The following is an 18236-nucleotide window of genomic DNA, read 5'->3' as shown; positions in this document are numbered from 1 at the left end:
GTGAGTGAACCGACGGACGCACCCATCACCGCTCCTCCGGAGGCGCGTGAGCGCTGGCAGGATCTCGCTGAACAGGTGCGCGAACATCAGTTCCGCTACTACGTGCGCGACGCCCCCATCATCTCCGACGGTGAGTTCGACGCGCTCCTGGGCGAACTCCAGGTGCTCGAGGAGCAGTACACCGAACTCCGCACGCCGGATTCGCCCACCCAGCTGGTCGGCGGCGGCTTCGCCACCGAGTTCGGTGCCGTCGAGCATCTCGAACGCATGCTCAGCCTCGACAACGTCTTCGACGAGGACGAACTACGCGCGTGGCTCTCGCGCGCCGAGGCCGAGACGGGCACCCACCCCGACTATCTGTGCGAGGTGAAGATCGACGGCGTGGCGCTGAGTCTCGTCTACGAGAACGGCAAACTCGTCCGCGCGGCCACCCGCGGCGACGGACGCACCGGCGAGGACGTCACCCTCAACGCCCGCACGATCGACGACGTTCCCGAAAAGCTCACCGGCAGCGACGGATACCCGATTCCGACCTTGCTCGAAGTGCGCGGCGAGGTGTTCTTCCGGCTCGAGGACTTCCAGACCCTCAACGCCGGGCTGGTGGCCGAGGGCAAACCTCCCTTCGCGAATCCCCGCAATTCCGCCGCCGGTTCGCTCCGCCAGAAGAACCCGGCCGTCACCGCGCGTCGGCGCCTGCGCATGTACTGCCACGGCTACGGCCGGATGGAGGGTTTCGAGCCCCGTTCGCAATCCGACGCCTACGCCGCCTTCGCGGCCTGGGGGCTGCCCGTCTCCCCGCACACCACCCGCGTGCAGGGCGCCGACGCGGTCGTCGAGCGGATGCGGTACTGGGGCGAACACCGCCACGACGTCGAACACGAGATCGACGGCCTGGTGGTCAAGATCGACGACATGGGGCTGCACCGCCGTCTCGGCGCCACGTCCCGCGCCCCGCGGTGGGCGATCGCCTACAAGTACCCGCCGGAGGAGGTCACCACCAAGCTCCTCGACATCCGCGTCAGCGTCGGGCGCACCGGGCGCGTGACCCCCTTCGCCTACATGGAGCCGGTCACCGTCGCCGGGTCCACGGTGTCGCTGGCGACACTGCACAATGCGTCCGAAGTGGAGCGCAAGGGCGTGCTCATCGGCGACACCGTGGTCATCCGCAAGGCCGGCGACGTGATCCCGGAAGTGCTCGGCCCGGTCGTCGACCTGCGCGACGGTTCCGAGTACGCATTCGAGATGCCTACCCGGTGCCCCGAGTGCGGAACACCGCTCGCCCCGGCGAAGGAGGGCGACGTCGACCTGCGCTGCCCCAACTCGCGACTGTGCCCGGCGCAGTTGCGCGAACGGGTCTTCCACGTCGCGGGCAGGGGAGCGTTCGACATCGAAGCGCTCGGCTACGAGGCGGCGACGGCACTGCTCGAGGGGAAGATCATCGCCGACGAGGGCGATCTGTTCTCGCTCACGAAGGAAGATCTCGAACGCATCCCGTTCTTCCGCACCACCAAGGGCGTGCTGTCGAAGAACGGCGAGCGCCTGCTGCAGAACCTCGACAAGGCGAAGGAGCAACCGCTCTGGCGCGTGCTCGTCGCCCTGTCCATCCGGCACGTCGGACCAACCGCTGCGCGGGCGCTGGCCACCGAGTTCGGCAGCCTCGACCGGATCCGGGCCGCATCCGTCGACGAACTCGCGGCCGTCGAGGGCGTCGGACCGACGATCGCCGCGGCGGTGACCGACTGGTTCACTGTCGACTGGCACGTCGCCATCGTCGACAAGTGGGCGGCAGCGGGCGTGCGGATGGCCGACGAACGCGACGAATCCATCCCGCGGACCCTCGAAGGACTGTCGATCGTCGTCACGGGCACACTCGCAGGATTCTCCCGCGACCAGGCCAAGGAGGCCGTCCTCGCGCGTGGAGGCAAGGCTGCCGGATCGGTGTCGAAGAAGACGGCTTTCGTCGTCATCGGCGACAACCCGGGTTCGAAGGCCGACAAGGCGGCCGATCTCGGGGTGCCCGTGCTCGACGAGGACGGTTTCCGGATTCTGCTCGACGAGGGGCCCGACGCCGCTCGGGCCTATCTGGAAGAGCGAGAAGGACAGAACTGAGACGCCCCCGCCGGCAGGTACCCTGTCGGCGGGTTCTCAGGGGGCCGTTGCGGATTCGTGTTCGTCGGCGTTGCGCCTGCCGAGGAACACGGCCGCGGCCAGGAGGAAGCAGATCGCGCCGACGAACGTGCCGGCGTTGGCCAGGCTCGGGTCGAGAGTGTTTCCGTCGTCGAGGACGAACGCACCGACTGCGGAGACCCCGAAAGCGATCGATCCGAGCATGTTCAGCCAGCCGCTGATCCAATCCTTCGAGCGCGGCGCCCAATGCGAGCCGGAGCGCCACAGGATCGCGCACGCGATGGCGCTCGACACCAGGAAGCACAGGGAGCCTTCGAGATTGGGGTTCCACACCAGGTGCATCTCGCCCTTGACGGTGTGGGCATGCAGTGCGGCCCCCGTGCTGACGTTGAACAGCAGCGTACCGATGAACTGGATCAGCGACGCGAGCCAGTCGGCGCGGATCGCCGGGCTGCCCTTGTCCGAGACGGTGGCCGGCCCACTCAGCATCAGTTGGACGAATGCTGCACCCGTGAAGAACCAGGAACCCACGAAGAACGAAGTATTTGCACCGGCAGTGCTGAGAATCGTCGCAATTCCGGGTGCCGATCCCAATGCGAACAGGGCGGCCCCGATAACGAATCCCCAGGACTGCATGCGCAATGTCGGGTGAATCAGCATTGGCGCAGTATAAGGCAGAGGCCGGAAATATGCGGGTGTTCGGAGGAAACTACCCGATCGGATAGGTGCAGTTCAAGGGCGGTTTCCGAAAAGGGTGAACGGCCGGGGTGAAATGAGACGAAAACTCTTTCGTTGGCGGGAAGCCCTGTTCGATGCGCGTTAGCGTTCCGGCCATGACGGAGACCGGTAAGTCCACTCATCGCCTTCTTTTTCGTAATGTGCGAGTTTTCGACGGAATTTCCGGAGAGCTCGTCACCGGCGACGTACTGATCGACGGAGACCGCATCGTCGCCGTGTCCGAATCGCCGATCGGCGACGAACCCGGTCGCGAAACCGAAGTGATCGACGGCGGCGGGCGGGTCCTCATGCCCGGCATGTCCGACGCGCACGTCCACCTCGTCGGCAACGCGAACTCCTACATCGACATGGTGATGGGCAGCGAAGCGCACATCGCGCTCAACGGCCTCGCCGAGGCCCGGAACATGCTGCTGCGCGGCTTCACTGCCGTCCGCGACATGGCCGGCGACACCGGCAGCATCAAGTCGGTGATCGACCGGGGGCTGTTCGACGGACCGCGCATCTACCCGTCCCAGGCCGCGATCTCGCAGACCTCCGGGCACGGAGACTTCGGCTTCGTCTACGAATGCCCCACAGCCCTCGGTGGAGACCAGGCGCGCGCCGAACAGATCGGTTTCATGAGGGTCGCCGACGGTGAGGACCGGGTCCTCGCGGCCGTGCGCGAGCAGCTCAAGAAGGGCGCATCGCAGATCAAGCTGATGGTCGGCGGTGGGGCGGCGTCCATGTACGACCCGCTGTACACCGTCCAGTTCATCGACAAGGAACTGCGTGCGGCCGTCCAGGCCGCATCCGACTACGGCACCTACGTGGCCACCCACGTCTACAACGTCACCGGGATCCGCCGCGCGGTCGCGGCCGGGGTGAAGTCGATCGAGCACGGACACCTCGCCGACGAGGAGACCGTCGCCCTGCTCGCGGAGAAGGAAGTGTGGTTGTCGATGCAGCCCTTCGCGCTCGGCGACCACCACTATCCCGATCCGGATCGCGCGGAGAAGGACAAGCAGATCTGCACCGGTACCGACCACGTCTACGAGTGGGCGCAGAAGCACGGGGTGAAGACCGCATGGGGAACCGACCTGCTGCTCGAGCCGCAGATCGCCCCGCGGCAGAGCGAGATGGCCGCGCGGCTCGGTGACCACTACAGCAATCTCGACGCGCTGCGGATGCTCACCTCCGGCAACGCCGAACTGTTCCGGCTCGCAGGCGAGCGCGATCCGTACCGGCAGGCCCGGTGGGGCGTGATCGACAAGGGCGCCTGGGCCGATGTGCTCCTCGTGGACGGCAACCCGCTCGAGGATCTGAGCCTGATCGCCGATCCGGCAAAGAACCTGTCGGTCATCGTGAAGAACGGCCACGTCGTCAAGAACAGCCTGTGATCGTGGACGCGCATCGGACACGACACGACGCCCCACTCGTTCGGCGCAAGGACGGTCGGTGACCCACTACGGACAGCACAGCGACGCAGAAGCATGGGACGAGTTGTCGGACGAGCAACTCGAGGACCCCTTCGTCGCGGACGGAAACTACAGCGGAACATCGGCGGGCCCAGCCGGACCGGACGATGTCGAGACCCCTCCGTACGGCGCACCGGCCGTGCAGCAGGCGGTCGCCCGGGAGACCCCGGGCACGCTCGTGTCGGCGCGCGGGATCGAACTCCACGGACCGTGGGGGCACGTCTTCGGGCCTCTCGATCTGGATCTCGATGCCGGGGGAGTGACGGTTCTGGCCGCGCAGGCCGGCGCCGCACGGACCGCGTTGCTCATGGCCCTGTGCGGTCGCATGCGACTGACACGGGGATCGCTGACGGTTCTCGGCGAGGGCAGACCGCAGAAGATCATCGCGCGGTCGGCGATCGCGTGCATGAACGAGCTCGACGAGGTGCGCCCGTCGGTCACCGTGCGCGACATCGTCACCGAGCAGAAGCGGTGGGATTCCCCGTGGTACAAGTTCGTTCCGCGAGTCCGTGAGGACGGTGTCGCCGAGATGTGCGAGGAGATCTTCGGCGAGGTGCCGCTGCCACCGCTCGAGGCATTCGTCGACGATCTCCCCGAACTCCAGCAACTGCTGCTGCGGATCGCGGTGGCCAACACCCGACGTCCGCCACTGCTGGCGGTGGGCCGGATCGACAGGATCGCCGACGACGTCGAACGCGCCACCCTGCTCGACCGGCTCGTCGCGCTCGGTGAGAACCAGTCGGTGATCATCGGCGACGTGAACCCTGTCGATCCCGCCGTCGGGGTCCGGGCCGTGGTGGACATGCACGATCTGCTCGGACCCGGTGACATCGGCGTCCTGACGAAGAGGAAGTGACGAGTGCTCGCAGGCGTCTCTCTCGGTAGCGACTCGAAGCGATACTTCCGCGGCACGATGCCGCGCATCGCGATCGCGACGATCATTCTCATGCCGTTGCTGTACGGCGCCATGTACCTGTGGGCCTTCTGGAACCCGTTCGGTGCGGTGAACAAGATCCCGGCGGCGATCGTCAACAACGACACCGGTCGTTCGTCGACGGGGGAACAGGTCGACGCCGGCGATCAGGTCGTGAAGTCCCTCATCGCATCCGGTCAGCTCGATCTGGCGGAGGTGTCGGAGGAGGACGCCGTCGCGGGTCTGGCCGACGGAAAGTACTACTACACCATCACGATTCCGGAGAATTTCACCGAAGCGGTGGAATCCCCCAACGGCGACAACCCCGAGAAGGCGAATCTGGTCTTCACCTTCAACGACGCGAACAACTATCTCGCGACGATCATCGGGCAGGACGCGTCCGAACAGGTGATCGGACAGGTGAACTCCACGATCGGCGCCCAGGGCGTCGGGACCGTGCTCACCGGTCTCGAGACCGCCGGCTCGGGTCTGAAGCAGGCCGCCGACGGTGCCGGGCAGCTCGCCGACGGTATCGACACGGCCAAGAGCGGTGCGGACCAGCTCGCCTCGGGATCGCAGGAGCTCGCGACGAACATGGTCACGGCGCGGGACGGATCGGCGCAGCTCGCAGCAGGCGCGAACGAACTGGCGACTGCGATCGACGGCGTGACCGGTCCGCTGCTCAGCGCGCTCGACAGCGGTGCCCTCTCGGGTGTCGCGGGGCAGGCGGCGGAGCTGCGGGCCTCGCTCGACGCGCTCGAATCACGGGTGCCGCAGACAACGCAGTCGACGGTGAACCAGGCCGTGCAGCAGGTCGTCGACATCCTGAACCAGAGCTCCGATCCGGTCGTGCAGCAGGCGATCACCGCGTTGACGCCACTGACGGCACAACAGGCGGCCACCGATGCCGACGCCTTGCGCGCAGAGATCGTGCGTCTGCAGGCCGACGCCGAACAGCTCGAATACCAACTCGGCAATCCGAACAGTCCGCTGCAGGGCGCTCTGGCGACGTTGTCGAGCGGTGGTCTGGCGGCGGAGGTGAACCAACTCCGCAGCGGTGTGAACGAACTGAGCTCCGGTGCCGCCACGCTGAACTCGGGTCTCGTCCAACTCACCGACGGCAGTTTCCAGTTGGCCGACGGAGCAGGAGAGCTGTCCTCGGGCATGGTCGAGCTGCAGTCGGGTTCCCAGGAACTCGCGCAGGCCCTGAGCCAAGGCGCCACCCAGGTGCCGAGCTGGACCGACGAACAACGCACCGCCACCGCCGAGACATTGTCGACTCCGGTTGCACTGCAACAGAACTACACGAACGAGGCACCCACTTTCGGTACCGGTTTCGCGCCGTTCTTCCTGTCGCTCGCCCTGTTTGTCGGCGGCATCATCACCTGGATGCTGCTCACCCCGCTGCAGTCGCGGCCGACCGTTGTGGGACTCGGCGCCTACCGCACGGTTCTCGCGTCGTACTGGCCGGCTCTGCTGGTGGGCATCCTGCAGGTGATCGTGATGTACACGGTCGTCCATTTCGGTGTCGGCCTGGACGTGAAGCACGTGGTGGGCACGATCCTGTTCCTGATGTTGATCTCCGCGACGTATCTGGCCATGATCCAGGCGTTCAACGCGATCTTCGGTGTCGCTGTCGGCCGTGTGGTGACGTTGGCCTTCCTGATGCTGCAACTGGTCTCGGCCGGCGGTATCTACCCCGTGCCGACCACCGCCAAGCCGTTCCAGTACATCCATCCGTTCGACCCGATGACCTACACCGTCAACGGCCTGCGACAGCTCACCGTCGCCGAGAACATCGACTCGCGATTGTGGATCGCAATCGCTGTTCTGGCCGGAATCCTGCTCGTATCGTTGACCCTGAGTGCCCTGTCGGTCCGGCGGAACCGCCGCTACACGATGGAGAGGCTGTACCCGCCGATCGAGGTGTGAGAGCCGCCCCCGTATGTCCTGATGTCACCGGATCGACGAGTGTTCGATGCGGGAAATGGAGGAAACCATGTCAGAGTCCAATGCTCCAGCCGAGACACTCGCACCTGCCTTCACCGGCAGACTCGGTACCGAACCGATTCCTGCTCTGCGACTTCCCAAGTCGGAGACCGATCCGGAGGCGACGTACCAGTTCATCCACGACGAGCTGATGCTCGACGGCAGCTCGCGGCTCAACCTGGCGACCTTCGTCACCACGTGGATGGATCCGCAGGCGGGTCGTCTCATGGCCGAGACGTTCGACAAGAACATGATCGACAAGGACGAGTATCCGGCCACGGCGGAGATCGAGACCCGCTGCGTCAACATGGTCGCGGCCCTGTTCCACGCCGAAGACCTCGATCCGGCCGATCCGTCGTCGGCCACCGGCGTCTCGACGATCGGTTCGTCCGAGGCCGTCATGCTCGGCGGTCTCGCGCTCAAGTGGCGCTGGCGTGAGGCCCGTAGGGCCGCCGGCAAGGACGCGTCGAAGCCGAACCTCGTGCTCGGCAGCAACGTGCAGGTGGTGTGGGAGAAGTTCTGCCGCTACTTCGACGTCGAGCCGAAGTACCTGCCGATGGAGCCCGGCCGCTACGTCATCACCCCCGAGCAGGTCCGTGAAGCGGTCGACGAGAACACCATCGGCGTCGTCGCGATCCTCGGCACCACCTTTACCGGTGAACTCGAGCCGGTGGCGGAGATCGCCGCCGCGCTCGACGAGCTCGCGGCCTCCGGCGGTCCGGACGTCCCGCTGCACGTCGACGCCGCCTCCGGTGGCTTCGTGGTGCCCTTCCTCCATCCGGACCTCGAATGGGACTTCCGTGTGCCGCGGGTCGTGTCCATCAACGTCAGTGGTCACAAGTACGGCATGACCTATCCGGGTATCGGTTTCGTCGTCTGGCGCTCGAAGGAACATCTGCCCGAGGACCTGGTCTTCCGGGTCAACTACCTCGGTGGCGACATGCCGACGTTCACACTGAACTTCTCGCGTCCTGGCAACCAGGTCATCGGTCAGTACTACAACTTCATCCGGCTCGGTATCGCCGGCTACACGCAGATCATGGAGAGCCTGCGCGACACCGCGCTCATGCTGTCGAAGCAGATCTCCGAGATCGAGAACATGGAGATCATCACGGACGGCTCCGCCATCCCGGTCATCTCCTTCGAGGTGACGGGCGACCCCGGCTTCACGGTGTTCGACATCTCCCACGAATTGCGGGCCCGCGGATTCCAGGTCCCGGCCTACACGATGCCGGCCGACGCGGAGGACGTCGCGGTCCTGCGAATCGTGCTTCGCGAGGGCTTCAGTCGGGACATCGCCCACAAGCTCGGTGAAGACATCGCCGATGTGGTCGGATATCTCCGCAAGGGTGTCGGTCGCGGTCACACCGACCAGGCATTCGCACACTGAACGAAGTCGCTGCGGGGGAGAAGCTCACCGAGTTTCTCCCCCGCCGGCGTGAGATCCGTTCGTGGACCGTGTGAATGGAGGTGCGGAATTACTTCGATGTGATTCTGACGCGCAATCCGAATTCCGGCGAAATCCGTCATTTCCCCCGCCGGCTGCTAATATTTGCACACATTTGTGAGTCCGTTTCGAGGACGATGCTGCCCGGATGAGAAAGGGATAGTGGACGTGCCGAGAACACTGCCTTTGTCCCGTCGCCGATTGTTCTCCGTTCTGTTCGCGCATTCCGAACTCGCCGTGATCGTCGGTGGCCCCTTCTCCGGCAAGACGACCCTCGTCGACACGTGGTTGGCGACCGACCCGTGCCCCGAGTGGGCGCCGGTGGTGATTCCCGAACCCGCGCACGACGTCACACCCGAGACCTACTGGGCGACGGTGGCATCGTCGCTGTGTACCTCCCTCGGAGTCGACGAACCCGTTGCGGCGGAAGGCTCCTTCGACTCGTTGTGTTCGATACTGGTCCGGCACTCCCGGCCCGTGATGTTCGTGCTCGACGGTGTCCGGTCGGTCGAGGCGATCGAAGACCGGGTCGGGCAGTTGCTGCGGCTCGGGCCACAGGTGCGGATCGTGGTCACCAGCAGGGCCACGGGGGCGTGGGCCGAACACGTCGACGGACACCCGCGCAGGACGATCGTCGGCGACGACGACCTGGCATTCACTGTGGACGAGACCGCTGCACTGTGCCGGCTCTTCGGACTTGCGCGGGACGAACGCACCATCGAGTGGATCACCCGCCGCACCGAAGGATTCGCCGCATTCGTCGCGGCGGTGTGTGCGACACTGCGCGCCGAGAAGCCGGATCGGGTCTACGGCACCGACGCCCTCGACGTCCTGGTCGACTCGGCCGTCGATCTCGTCGTCATGCATGTCGTGGCCGCGGATCCCTCACTGGCACTGTCCTCCCGCTCGGTCCTCGTCTCCGCCGCACCCAACACGGTGACGGAGTCGTCGATCTCGGCTCTACCGCACATCGACGACAGCGACGCCTTCCTCACCGCGCTGGCCGAGTCGGGACTGATCGAGGCCTGCTCGACGGACGAGGACTCCACGGACGGCGAGACCGCCTGGTGCTATCCCGAGGTCGTCCGCAGATCACTCCTGCGGGTGGGCAGCGCCGAATACCCCGAGGAACTGTGGGATGCGCGGTCGGCTCTCATCGACTACTGGTTGCAGCGCTCACGTCCGGACATCGCGCTCGAACATGCCGTGGAGCGGCGCGACTGGCGATGCGCGATCGACATCGTCGAGAAGAACTGGGTGGCACTGTACGGAAGCGGATCGCTCCGCTCCCTGGGGATCGTGCTGCTCGAGCTGCTCCCCGACGACATGGCGACCAACGATCGCACCGTCGCGTCGCTGCGGACGATCACCCGTGCCCGGAACGAGGCGGGAGAGCCGGGGCAGTGGGCCTTCCCGCAATCCTTCGAAACGATCCTCCGCCTCGGAAGTCTCCGGATGCAGGGTGCCTACGACGAGGCGATGGAAGTGTGCGACGGCCTGGCCACCGAACCCGTGCCGGATTTCGAGACGCTGGACGACACGACCCGGCACGCCCACGGACTGAAATACCTCAACTTCGGCACCGTCTACCTCCTCGGCGGACGCACCACCGATGCCGGAACGATGCTGCGCCGTGCCCACACGGCGGGACGCGGTGTGTTCGTCGAGCGGGAGGCCGCGGGCAAACTCGCGCTCCTCGAAGCCCTCCGGGGCCGGACCCACGAGGCGACCCGGTGGATCGAGGAGGAGCTCCGGCATCCGCCGATCATGGGAGAGGCCGAGGCCCTCGTCCGTACGGCGGGCCTGGTCGCCACCGCGCTCGTGGCCCTCGACAGGCTCGACACCGGCACGGCCTTCCGCGCGCTCTCCGAACTCGGCACTCCCCGCCACACGGAAGAGTTGTGGGCGGCCGTCATGTACGCGCGGGGGCGACTGGCGCTGCTGAGCGGTGTGCCCGCCGACGGCCTGCTGTACATCGATTCGGAACTTCAGCACTTCTCCCATCGCCTCACCGGTATCTCTGCGGTGTTGGTCGATGCCGCGCGTGCCGACCTGCACCTCGCGCTCGGCGAGGCCCGCGCGGCGCGCGAGCTGCTCGACGGCTCGACGCACCCCCTCACGGCTCCGGCCCGTGCGCGATTGCGTCTGCTCGGCGGCGATCCCGGAGGCGCGGAGGTGATCGTGCATCGTGGGGATGCCGCCCGTGAGCACTGTCCGGCCGTCGGTGCGGAACTCGCCCTGATCGGATCGGTGGCGTCGCTGCGACTCGGTCGCCGCACCGATGCGCGACGGCATCTCCAGCGGGCCGTGGTGCTGGCGGAACATGCCGGGGTGACACGGCCGTTCGTCGGTGTCCCGCCCTCGGCCGTGCGCGACATCCTGTCGCTCGGGGTCGACCTGCCGATCGATCTCGACTCGGCGATGGCCGAGTACGGCGTCTTCCGCGAGATCCGTGTCGTCGTACGGCTGACCCCGCGCGAGCGCGCGGTCCTCGAGGCATTGCTCGCCGGCGGAACCGCGAGCTCGATCGCCAAGGAACAGTTCGTCACCCTCAACACCGTCAAGACCCAATTGCGTTCCCTCTACAGGAAACTGGGCGTGCACTCGCGTGAGGAAGCGATCGCGCAGGCGCACAGGCTCGTTGTCGGCTGAGACCCGTTCCGGAACCTGGGGACCGGAACCCGGGGGACTATCGGAGGACGGTGCCGACGATGCCCGCGAAGTAGCCGATGCGCGCGATCTCGGACGGACGGAACTCCGGTCCGCCGGGGCGGCCGAGGACGAGGACACGTTCGGACGAGCCGAGGGGAGCGGCCGCGAGCATCGTGTCCATGTCGCGCCAGAGCTGCGGCACCCACTCACCGTCGTGGTCGAGCAGGGTGGCCTCGGCGAGCGGCATCCAGGGCACACCGTTGAGATGGGTCTCCGGCGAACCCGGGCTCCCCGCGATGCGGAAGATGCCGTTCGGGCCGACCCCGAGCACGGTCGCCCAGCCCACCCGGAGCACCCGGGGAGCGCCGTCGACGAGGACTTGGATGCGGTCGTCGCGGGCGGCGGCGACGTGATCGATCAGTTCGAGTTCGCGATGCGTGTCGAGGATTCCGGCGTAGGGCCGGATCGAGTCGACCGTCACACCGGGCAGAGCCTCGGCCGCGGTGAGGAGCGTGTCGGGAAGCTTGCCCGGCTCGACATCGACGACGAGATCGTCGATCGCGAAGTCCGTGCCGCGCTCGACCACATCGAGCGACAGGATGTCGGCGCCGACCGAACCGAGCGCCACGGCGAGCGAGCCGAGGCTACCGGGACGATCGGGGAGCCTGACACGCAAGAGGTACGACACGTGAGTCCTTTCCCCAGTCGGTTTCGTGCCGTCGACGAACGCCGCACCGACGGCACATGGTGCGCCGGCATCCGCGTGCCGGCCCAGGGGCCCGTGTCGACCTCTGGCAGACCACATCCTTGCACCTCGGCGACGGCGTCCGGGACGGTGCAGATCCGAAAATATGCCGACCCCATCGATAATCCCCGGTCGCGACGGTGCATGTCACACGAACGCAACACAGCGTTGCGAAGCTTGCAACATCGGTGGACGGGACGCGACGCCGACCGTGCGACGAGTGATGTCGCCGAACCGCGTGCGCCGTCGCATCCAGGACGCATTACCCTGGACAGGACGTTCACTCTCCATCGGAAAGGGGCCATTCACGGTGCCTGCCATCTCCCGTGACGAGGTCGCGCATCTCGCCCGGTTGTCCCGGCTTGCGCTGACCGATGCCGAACTCGACGAGTTCGCCGGTCAGTTGGATTCGATCCTCAACCACGTCAAGGCGGTGTCGGAGGTGGCCGCGGACGATGTGGCTCCCATGGCGAACCCGAACGCCGTCACCAACGTGACGCGACCCGACGTCGTCGTCCCCGGTCTCACGCCCGAGCAGGCGCTCTCCGGCGCCCCGGCCGTCGAGGAGGACCGCTTCTCGGTCCCGCAGATCCTGGGAGAGGGCGAATGAGCACGGATACGACACGCCTCGACGCCGCGACCCTGGCGTCGAAGATCCATGCCGGCGAACTGTCGTCGGTGGAGGTGACCCAGGCCCACCTCGATCGCATCTCCGAGGTGGACGGCGAGTACAACGCCTTCCTGCACGTCGCCTCCGAGCAGGCGCTCGCCGCCGCGGCCGAGGTCGACCGGGCCGTCGCCGCGGGCGAGAAGCCGGCCTCGGCGCTCGCCGGTGTGCCGCTCGCGCTCAAGGACGTGTTCACCACCACGGACATGCCCACCACGTGCGGGTCGAAGATCCTCGAGGGCTGGGTCTCGCCCTACGACGCGACGCTCACCACGAAGCTGCGCGAGGCCGGGATCCCCATCCTCGGCAAGACCAACATGGACGAGTTCGCGATGGGTTCGTCCACCGAGAACTCGGCCTACGGCCCCACCCGCAACCCGTGGGACACCAGCCGTATCCCGGGTGGCTCCGGTGGTGGTTCCGCTGCGGCGCTCGCGTCGTACCAGGCTCCGCTCGCGATCGGCACCGACACCGGTGGCTCGATCCGCCAGCCCGCCGCGGTCACCGCCACCGTCGGCACCAAGCCCACCTACGGCACGGTCTCGCGGTACGGCCTCGTCGCCTGCGCGTCGTCGCTCGACCAGGGTGGCCCCTGCGGCCGCACCGTCCTCGACACGGCGCTGCTGCACGAGGTCATCGCCGGGCACGACCCGCGCGACTCGACGTCGGTGAACGCCCCCGTGCGTCCCGTCGTGGAGGCGGCGCGCCAGGGTGCGGCCGGCGACCTGAAGGGCCTGAAGGTCGGCGTGGTCAAGGAGCTGCACTCCGACAGCTACCAGCCCGGCGTGCTCTCCTCGTTCGACGCGGCGGTCGAGACGCTCACGAAGCTCGGCGCGGAGGTCGTCGAGGTCTCGTGCCCGCACTTCGAGTACGCGCTCGCCTCGTACTACCTGATCCTGCCGTCGGAGGTCTCCTCCAACCTGGCCCGCTTCGACGCGATGCGGTACGGCATGCGCGTCGACGACGGCACGATGAGTGCCGAGCAGGTCATGGCCGCGACCCGCGCCGCCGGCTTCGGCAAGGAGGTCAAGCGCCGCATCATGATCGGCACCTACGCGCTGTCCTCCGGCTACTACGAGGCCTACTACGGTCAGGCGCTCAAGGTCCGGAGCCTCATCGCGCAGGACTTCGACAAGGCCTACGAGCAGGTCGACGTGCTGGTCTCGCCCACGAGCCCGTTCACGCCGTGGAAGCTCGGCGAGAAGGTCGACGATCCGCTGGCGATGTACCTGTCCGACCTGTGCACGCTCCCGACCAACCTCGCGGGGCACTGCGCGATGTCGGTGCCGTCCGGCCTCTCGGCGGACGACGGTCTCCCCGTCGGCCTGCAGATCATGGCCCCGGCCCTGGCCGACGAGCGTCTGTACCGCGTGGGTGCGGCCTTCGAGGCGGCACGAGGACCCATCGTCGCCTGATCCTTTCCCATCACGACCCGCCGTGCCGTTCGTCGGCCGGCGGGTCGCGGTGTATCCGGACACCGATCCGTGCGGGCGCGATCTATCCGTCGGAGGAGGTGCATCGGGCCTGATCGTCGCCGTAGCGATGACCGTGACCGGGTGCTGCCTCCAGCGAGGTGAGCAGGTCCACCGTCGTGTTCACGAACGACACCACCGGCAGCCACGGCGGGGTCGGAGCATCGGCGCGCGCATGCGACAGATCGGGCGGCGACCACAGCAGCGACGGCCGCCACCACACCACCGGGTCGGAGGTGTTCGCCCGGACACTCGCACCGGCGGTGCGGACCCCCGCGGGCGGCCCCGCGAGGAACAGTGCACACGGCTCCGGTTCGTCGTCGAAGACGGCGCTCGCGCCGGTCGCTCCCAGAGACTGCCCGTAGACGTGCAGGGCGGGGCGTCGCTCGTCGGGCAGCGTGGACAGGTGCGCCCGCAATGCGGTGACGAGCGCGCGGGCCTCCTCCTCCGCAGCACCGCGATCGAGGACGAAGGTCGCCCAGCTCGGCATGTCCGAGTACTGCTGGGCGACGATGGCGACATCGTCGCCCCACCGGCCCTCGAAGCCGCGGACCGCAGCGGCATCGACCCAGCCCGAGCCGGTCGGCACGGCCACCACGAGATGCGGTCGGTCGAAGGCTCTCGCCCGGCGGAGTTCGTCCACCGCGAACTCGGCGCGCGCAGACGGATCCGGTGCGGCCGACAACGGCACGTAGATCCGGATCGGTGACCCCTCGGAGGGCAGGGACACGAACTTCTGCCCCTCTCGACCCAACCGGTTCCATGACACCGCCGATCCCACGCCACCCGACAGTCCCACCGAGAGCGCGGTGGGGGAGGCGACCGTGTCGATCGCCCCTCCGGGTGAGAAGGCCGCCGTGGCGCCGATCCCAACCGTGGCGCCGATTCCCAGCGTCGCGGCGACGGCCACTGCCACCCCGCGTCGCGACAGGAGGTGCACGAGGCGCGGAAGGGCGAGCAGCGCCGCGACGACCACGATCGCGACCGCCAGTGCCTCGAGCCACCAGCGCACATCAAGCGCCGGGACCGCCAGCGCCTCCCGCAGACCGTTCTGCCACCGATGCGCACCGGCGGCCGCGACCAGCACGACGGACCCGCCGACGAGCGCGACGGGCACACGCAGTTCCGGCCTCGCCGGCCGCGGAGCCCGACCGGTCCGCCGCCGCGCGGTCACGACGAGACGGAGAACGGCCAGCGCGACCACGACGAACACCCCTGTGACGACGCCCTGCACGACCGACTGTCGCGGCAGCAGGGGAGGGGCGAGGGAGATCACCGTCGCGAGAACCACCGTGAGGATCGTCATCGCCGTACCTTTCGTGCCGTGAAGCCCAGAGCGACCGAGCCCGCAGCGACGGCCAGGGCCCACGGCGATTCCGCGACAGGCGTCCGGTGGCCCTGTCGCCACGAGTTGAATTCCACTGCTGCAGAAGAGATCCCTGCGATCGGCGTGCAGGAGGTGATGTCGGGTTCGGAACGGCAGACGGTGTCGAGATGCCGCGCGAACAGACCGTCGAGGTCGCGGCGGGCACCGGTGCCCAGCTCGCCACCGGTGGTGTGGGCGTACCGCAGGAGGTCGTACCCGAGATCGTGCACCCGGCAGGCCGATTCGAACGCCGCCGGCAGCGGCACCGGGGCGGAGCAGTCACCTTCGGGGTCGGCGAGCACCGTCGTCCCGTCCGCCCACTGTTCGACGATCGGCGCATACCCCATCACGGCGGTGAAATCGGCCGGCAGGGACGACAGTGCTCCCTCCGCGTCGTCGGCGACGAGCGCCGTCACCGTCGCTGCGGCCGCGGCGTCCTCCGTCGGGGGCGCGGCGGAGTGGGCGAGCGCCCCCGGCACGGCGGCATATGCTGCGGTGGCGAGGAAGACGACCGACGCGACTCGGACCGCTGCGGATCTCACTGTCATGCCGGTGACGCTAGGAACGCGTAGCCCTGCACCGGACCCCGCGACGGAGCGATCTCGAGGAGACCGACACCACCCGCAGAGCTATGCGGATCTCACCCCCAGGTATGAGGACAGTCGAGACCCCGGCTCCTAGCGTGGGTGAGGTGAAAGAGCTTGCGAAGTCCGGCGTGAGAACCGCGGGACGCCTGGGCCGGGGACGGTGGAGCGTCGTCACCGTGGTCACCGTGACGTTGATCCTCTATGCGATCGCGTGGCCGACGCTGCCCCTGACCCACGACATCTCCCCACCCCTCCTGCCGCTGATCTCGGGGATGGCGGTGTTCCCGTTCCTCCTCGTGCTCGTCCGGCCGGCGCTCGGATGGGCGGTGGTCGCGGCGGCGGGACTCGTCATCCCGATAGCGTTCGACCTGGTCCCCGGCTACGACTATCCGTGGCAGGTCGTGCACATCCTGGTGATGCTCGCGCTGGTGTTCGCCGTTGCGATCCGCGAGGAGATCCGGATCGTCCTCGTCGTCTGGGTCTCGACGGTTCTGCTCTTCGCGGCCTTCGTCCCCGGCAGCGACGGCTGGGGCTGGGGGATCGGGATCAGCGCCCTGGTGGTATTCGGGCTGCTGGTGCGCTGGCTGGTGATCTCCCGACGGCAACTCGCCCAGGAGGAGGAGGTCAGCGAGCTCGAACGTGCACGGCGCGCCATCCTCGAAGAGAAGGCCCACATCGCACGCGACCTCCACGACATCGTTGCCCATCACATGTCGATGATCGTCGTGCAGGCGCAGAGCGCGCCCTACCGGCTTCCGGACGTGAACGACGACGTGCGCGCCGAATTCGACGCCCTCGGTGCGACCGCACGGGAGGCGCTGAACGAGGTCCGCACCCTGCTTGGGGTGCTTCGCAGCGACGGGCAGCTCCCCGAACGCGAACCGCAGCCCGACATCGACCGCATCGGTGAGCTGTTCGAGTCCTCCCGCCGAGCCGGTATGGCGCTCGAGACGGAGACGGTCGGCGTCCCCGTACCAGTCTCCGACGGTGTCGGACTCACCGTCTACCGGATCCTGCAGGAGTCCCTGGCGAACGCGGCCCGGCACGCACCCGGCGCCCGCGTGTGCGCACGGCTGCAGTGGGAGCCGGCGACCGTCACGGTGGAGGTGACCAACGGGCCGGCCTCGCCCGGTGAGGTCGACGCCGCCCTTCGGCAATCGGACCGCAGCGGCGGCAACGGCATCCTGGGCATGGTCGAACGCGCGTCCGTCGTGGGCGGGCAACTCGTCGCCCATCCCCGGCCCGGCGGAGGTTTCGAGGTCCGAGCGGTTCTCCCGGTGCTGACCGGGGCCTAAGGTGGGTGCCGATGACCGAACCGCACCCTCCCATCACCGTGTTCATCGCCGACGATCAGGCCATGGTCCGGCAGGGCTTCGGAGCGTTGCTCGGAGCCCAGCCCGATATCAGCGTCGTCGGCGATGCCCCCGACGGTCGAGCAGCCGTCTCGGAGGTCGCGCGACTGCGACCCGACGTGGTCCTCATGGACGTGCGCATGCCCGAGATGAACGGTCTCGACGCGGCGCGGCACATCCTCGCCGACACTCGTGAGCCGCGGTCGAAGGTGCTCATGCTCACCACCTTCGACCTCGACGACTACGTCTACGAAGCGCTGGGTATGGGAGCGAGCGGATTCCTGCTCAAGGACGCCCCCGCCGACGAACTCGTGCGTGCAGTGAGGGTGGTCGCCGACGGCCAGGCGCTGCTCGCGCCGACCGTCACCCGTCGCCTCATCGCCGACGTCACCAGCCGGCGCCGGCCGGCGAGAGGACGCGACCGCGTCCTCGATCCGCTCACCCCGCGCGAACTCGAGGTGCTCGAACTGATCGCGCACGGCCTGTCGAACACAGAGATCGCGGAGCGGTTGTTCGTCGCCGAGCAGACCGTCAAGACCCACGTCGGCAAGGTTCTCGCGAAACTGCACCTGCGCGACCGCGCACAGGCCGTGGTGCTCGCCTACGAGTCCGGTCTCGTCACACCCGGCTGAATCGGGCTGCCGTCGCGACTGCGAACGGGCAGGATTGGCAGTGCAGCACCGGTTCGGGCAGAACCGGTCCGGTGCGGTACTGGTCCATCCGACGG

At 67.8% G+C, this 18236-nt stretch carries 14 protein-coding genes; 10 read left to right on the top strand and 4 right to left on the bottom strand.

Annotated elements, in window-relative coordinates; translation table 11 throughout:
• Window positions 1–2109 (top strand): NAD-dependent DNA ligase LigA, encoded by a 2109-nt coding sequence (gene ligA, locus CKW34_RS15745; protein WP_059380759.1) that lies wholly within the window; start codon window positions 1–3, stop codon window positions 2107–2109.
• A 36-nt stretch (window positions 2110–2145) separates the two neighbouring features.
• Here the strand turns inward: ligA and CKW34_RS15740 are convergent, their stop codons facing one another.
• A complete protein-coding gene (locus CKW34_RS15740) occupies window positions 2146–2787 on the bottom strand; it encodes a hypothetical protein (protein WP_059380760.1) in 642 nt (213 codons plus the stop codon).
• Between the two features lie 173 nt (window positions 2788–2960).
• Here CKW34_RS15740 and CKW34_RS15735 point away from each other — a divergent pair, with 173 nt between their 5' ends.
• From CKW34_RS15735 to CKW34_RS15715, 5 genes are all read left to right on the top strand, one after another.
• Window positions 2961–4241, top strand: a complete 1281-nt coding sequence (locus CKW34_RS15735) for a metal-dependent hydrolase family protein (RefSeq protein WP_059380761.1) — start codon at window positions 2961–2963, stop codon at window positions 4239–4241.
• Between the two features lie 58 nt (window positions 4242–4299).
• A complete protein-coding gene (locus CKW34_RS15730; RefSeq protein ID WP_059380762.1) occupies window positions 4300–5175 on the top strand; it encodes a hypothetical protein in 876 nt (291 codons plus the stop codon).
• A 3-nt stretch (window positions 5176–5178) separates the two neighbouring features.
• Window positions 5179–7164, top strand: coding sequence for a YhgE/Pip domain-containing protein (locus tag CKW34_RS15725; RefSeq protein ID WP_059380763.1), 1986 nt, complete (start codon window positions 5179–5181; stop codon window positions 7162–7164).
• A 55-nt stretch (window positions 7165–7219) separates the two neighbouring features.
• On the top strand, window positions 7220–8611 hold the full coding sequence (locus tag CKW34_RS15720; protein WP_080968123.1) for a glutamate decarboxylase: 1392 nt from the start codon (window positions 7220–7222) through the stop codon (window positions 8609–8611).
• A gap of 225 nt (window positions 8612–8836) precedes the next feature.
• Complete coding sequence (locus CKW34_RS15715; protein ID WP_231921735.1) at window positions 8837–11320, top strand: LuxR C-terminal-related transcriptional regulator; 2484 nt, start codon at window positions 8837–8839, stop codon at window positions 11318–11320.
• 37 nt (window positions 11321–11357) lie between these two features.
• Here CKW34_RS15715 and CKW34_RS15710 read toward each other — a convergent pair whose 3' ends face one another.
• Window positions 11358–12008, bottom strand: a complete 651-nt coding sequence (locus tag CKW34_RS15710) for an ACT domain-containing protein (RefSeq protein ID WP_059380764.1) — start codon at window positions 12006–12008, stop codon at window positions 11358–11360.
• Between the two features lie 367 nt (window positions 12009–12375).
• On the opposite strand from CKW34_RS15710, the gene gatC reads away from it, so the two are divergent.
• Window positions 12376–12675, top strand: a complete 300-nt coding sequence (gene gatC / locus CKW34_RS15705) for an Asp-tRNA(Asn)/Glu-tRNA(Gln) amidotransferase subunit GatC (RefSeq protein WP_006554549.1) — start codon at window positions 12376–12378, stop codon at window positions 12673–12675.
• Window positions 12672–14147, top strand: a complete 1476-nt coding sequence (gene gatA / locus CKW34_RS15700; RefSeq protein WP_059380765.1) for an Asp-tRNA(Asn)/Glu-tRNA(Gln) amidotransferase subunit GatA — start codon at window positions 12672–12674, stop codon at window positions 14145–14147. The genes gatC and gatA overlap by 4 nt, the downstream gene beginning before the upstream one ends.
• Window positions 14148–14229: 82 nt before the next feature.
• Here gatA and CKW34_RS15695 read toward each other — a convergent pair whose 3' ends face one another.
• Both CKW34_RS15695 and CKW34_RS15690 read right to left on the bottom strand, forming a co-directional pair.
• Entirely contained in the window at window positions 14230–15510 is a 1281-nt protein-coding gene (locus tag CKW34_RS15695; RefSeq protein ID WP_064059820.1) for an alpha/beta-hydrolase family protein, read from the bottom strand.
• A complete protein-coding gene (locus CKW34_RS15690; RefSeq protein ID WP_059380766.1) occupies window positions 15507–16118 on the bottom strand; it encodes a hypothetical protein in 612 nt (203 codons plus the stop codon). The genes CKW34_RS15695 and CKW34_RS15690 overlap by 4 nt, the downstream gene beginning before the upstream one ends.
• 167 nt (window positions 16119–16285) lie before the next feature.
• Between CKW34_RS15690 and CKW34_RS15685 the strand changes: the two genes are divergently transcribed.
• On the top strand, window positions 16286–17452 hold the full coding sequence (locus CKW34_RS15685) for a sensor histidine kinase (RefSeq protein WP_370670829.1): 1167 nt from the start codon (window positions 16286–16288) through the stop codon (window positions 17450–17452).
• 11 nt (window positions 17453–17463) lie between these two features.
• The gene (locus tag CKW34_RS15680) at window positions 17464–18141 is read left to right on the top strand and encodes a response regulator (protein ID WP_016691187.1); all 678 of its coding nucleotides are present in this window, start codon (window positions 17464–17466) and stop codon (window positions 18139–18141) included.
• Window positions 18142–18236 lie beyond the last annotated feature (95 nt).

The organism is Rhodococcus rhodochrous (assembly GCF_900187265.1).
Taxonomy (GTDB): Bacteria; Actinomycetota; Actinomycetes; order Mycobacteriales; family Mycobacteriaceae; genus Rhodococcus; species Rhodococcus rhodochrous.
This window is presented reverse-complemented; position numbering and strand designations above follow the sequence as displayed.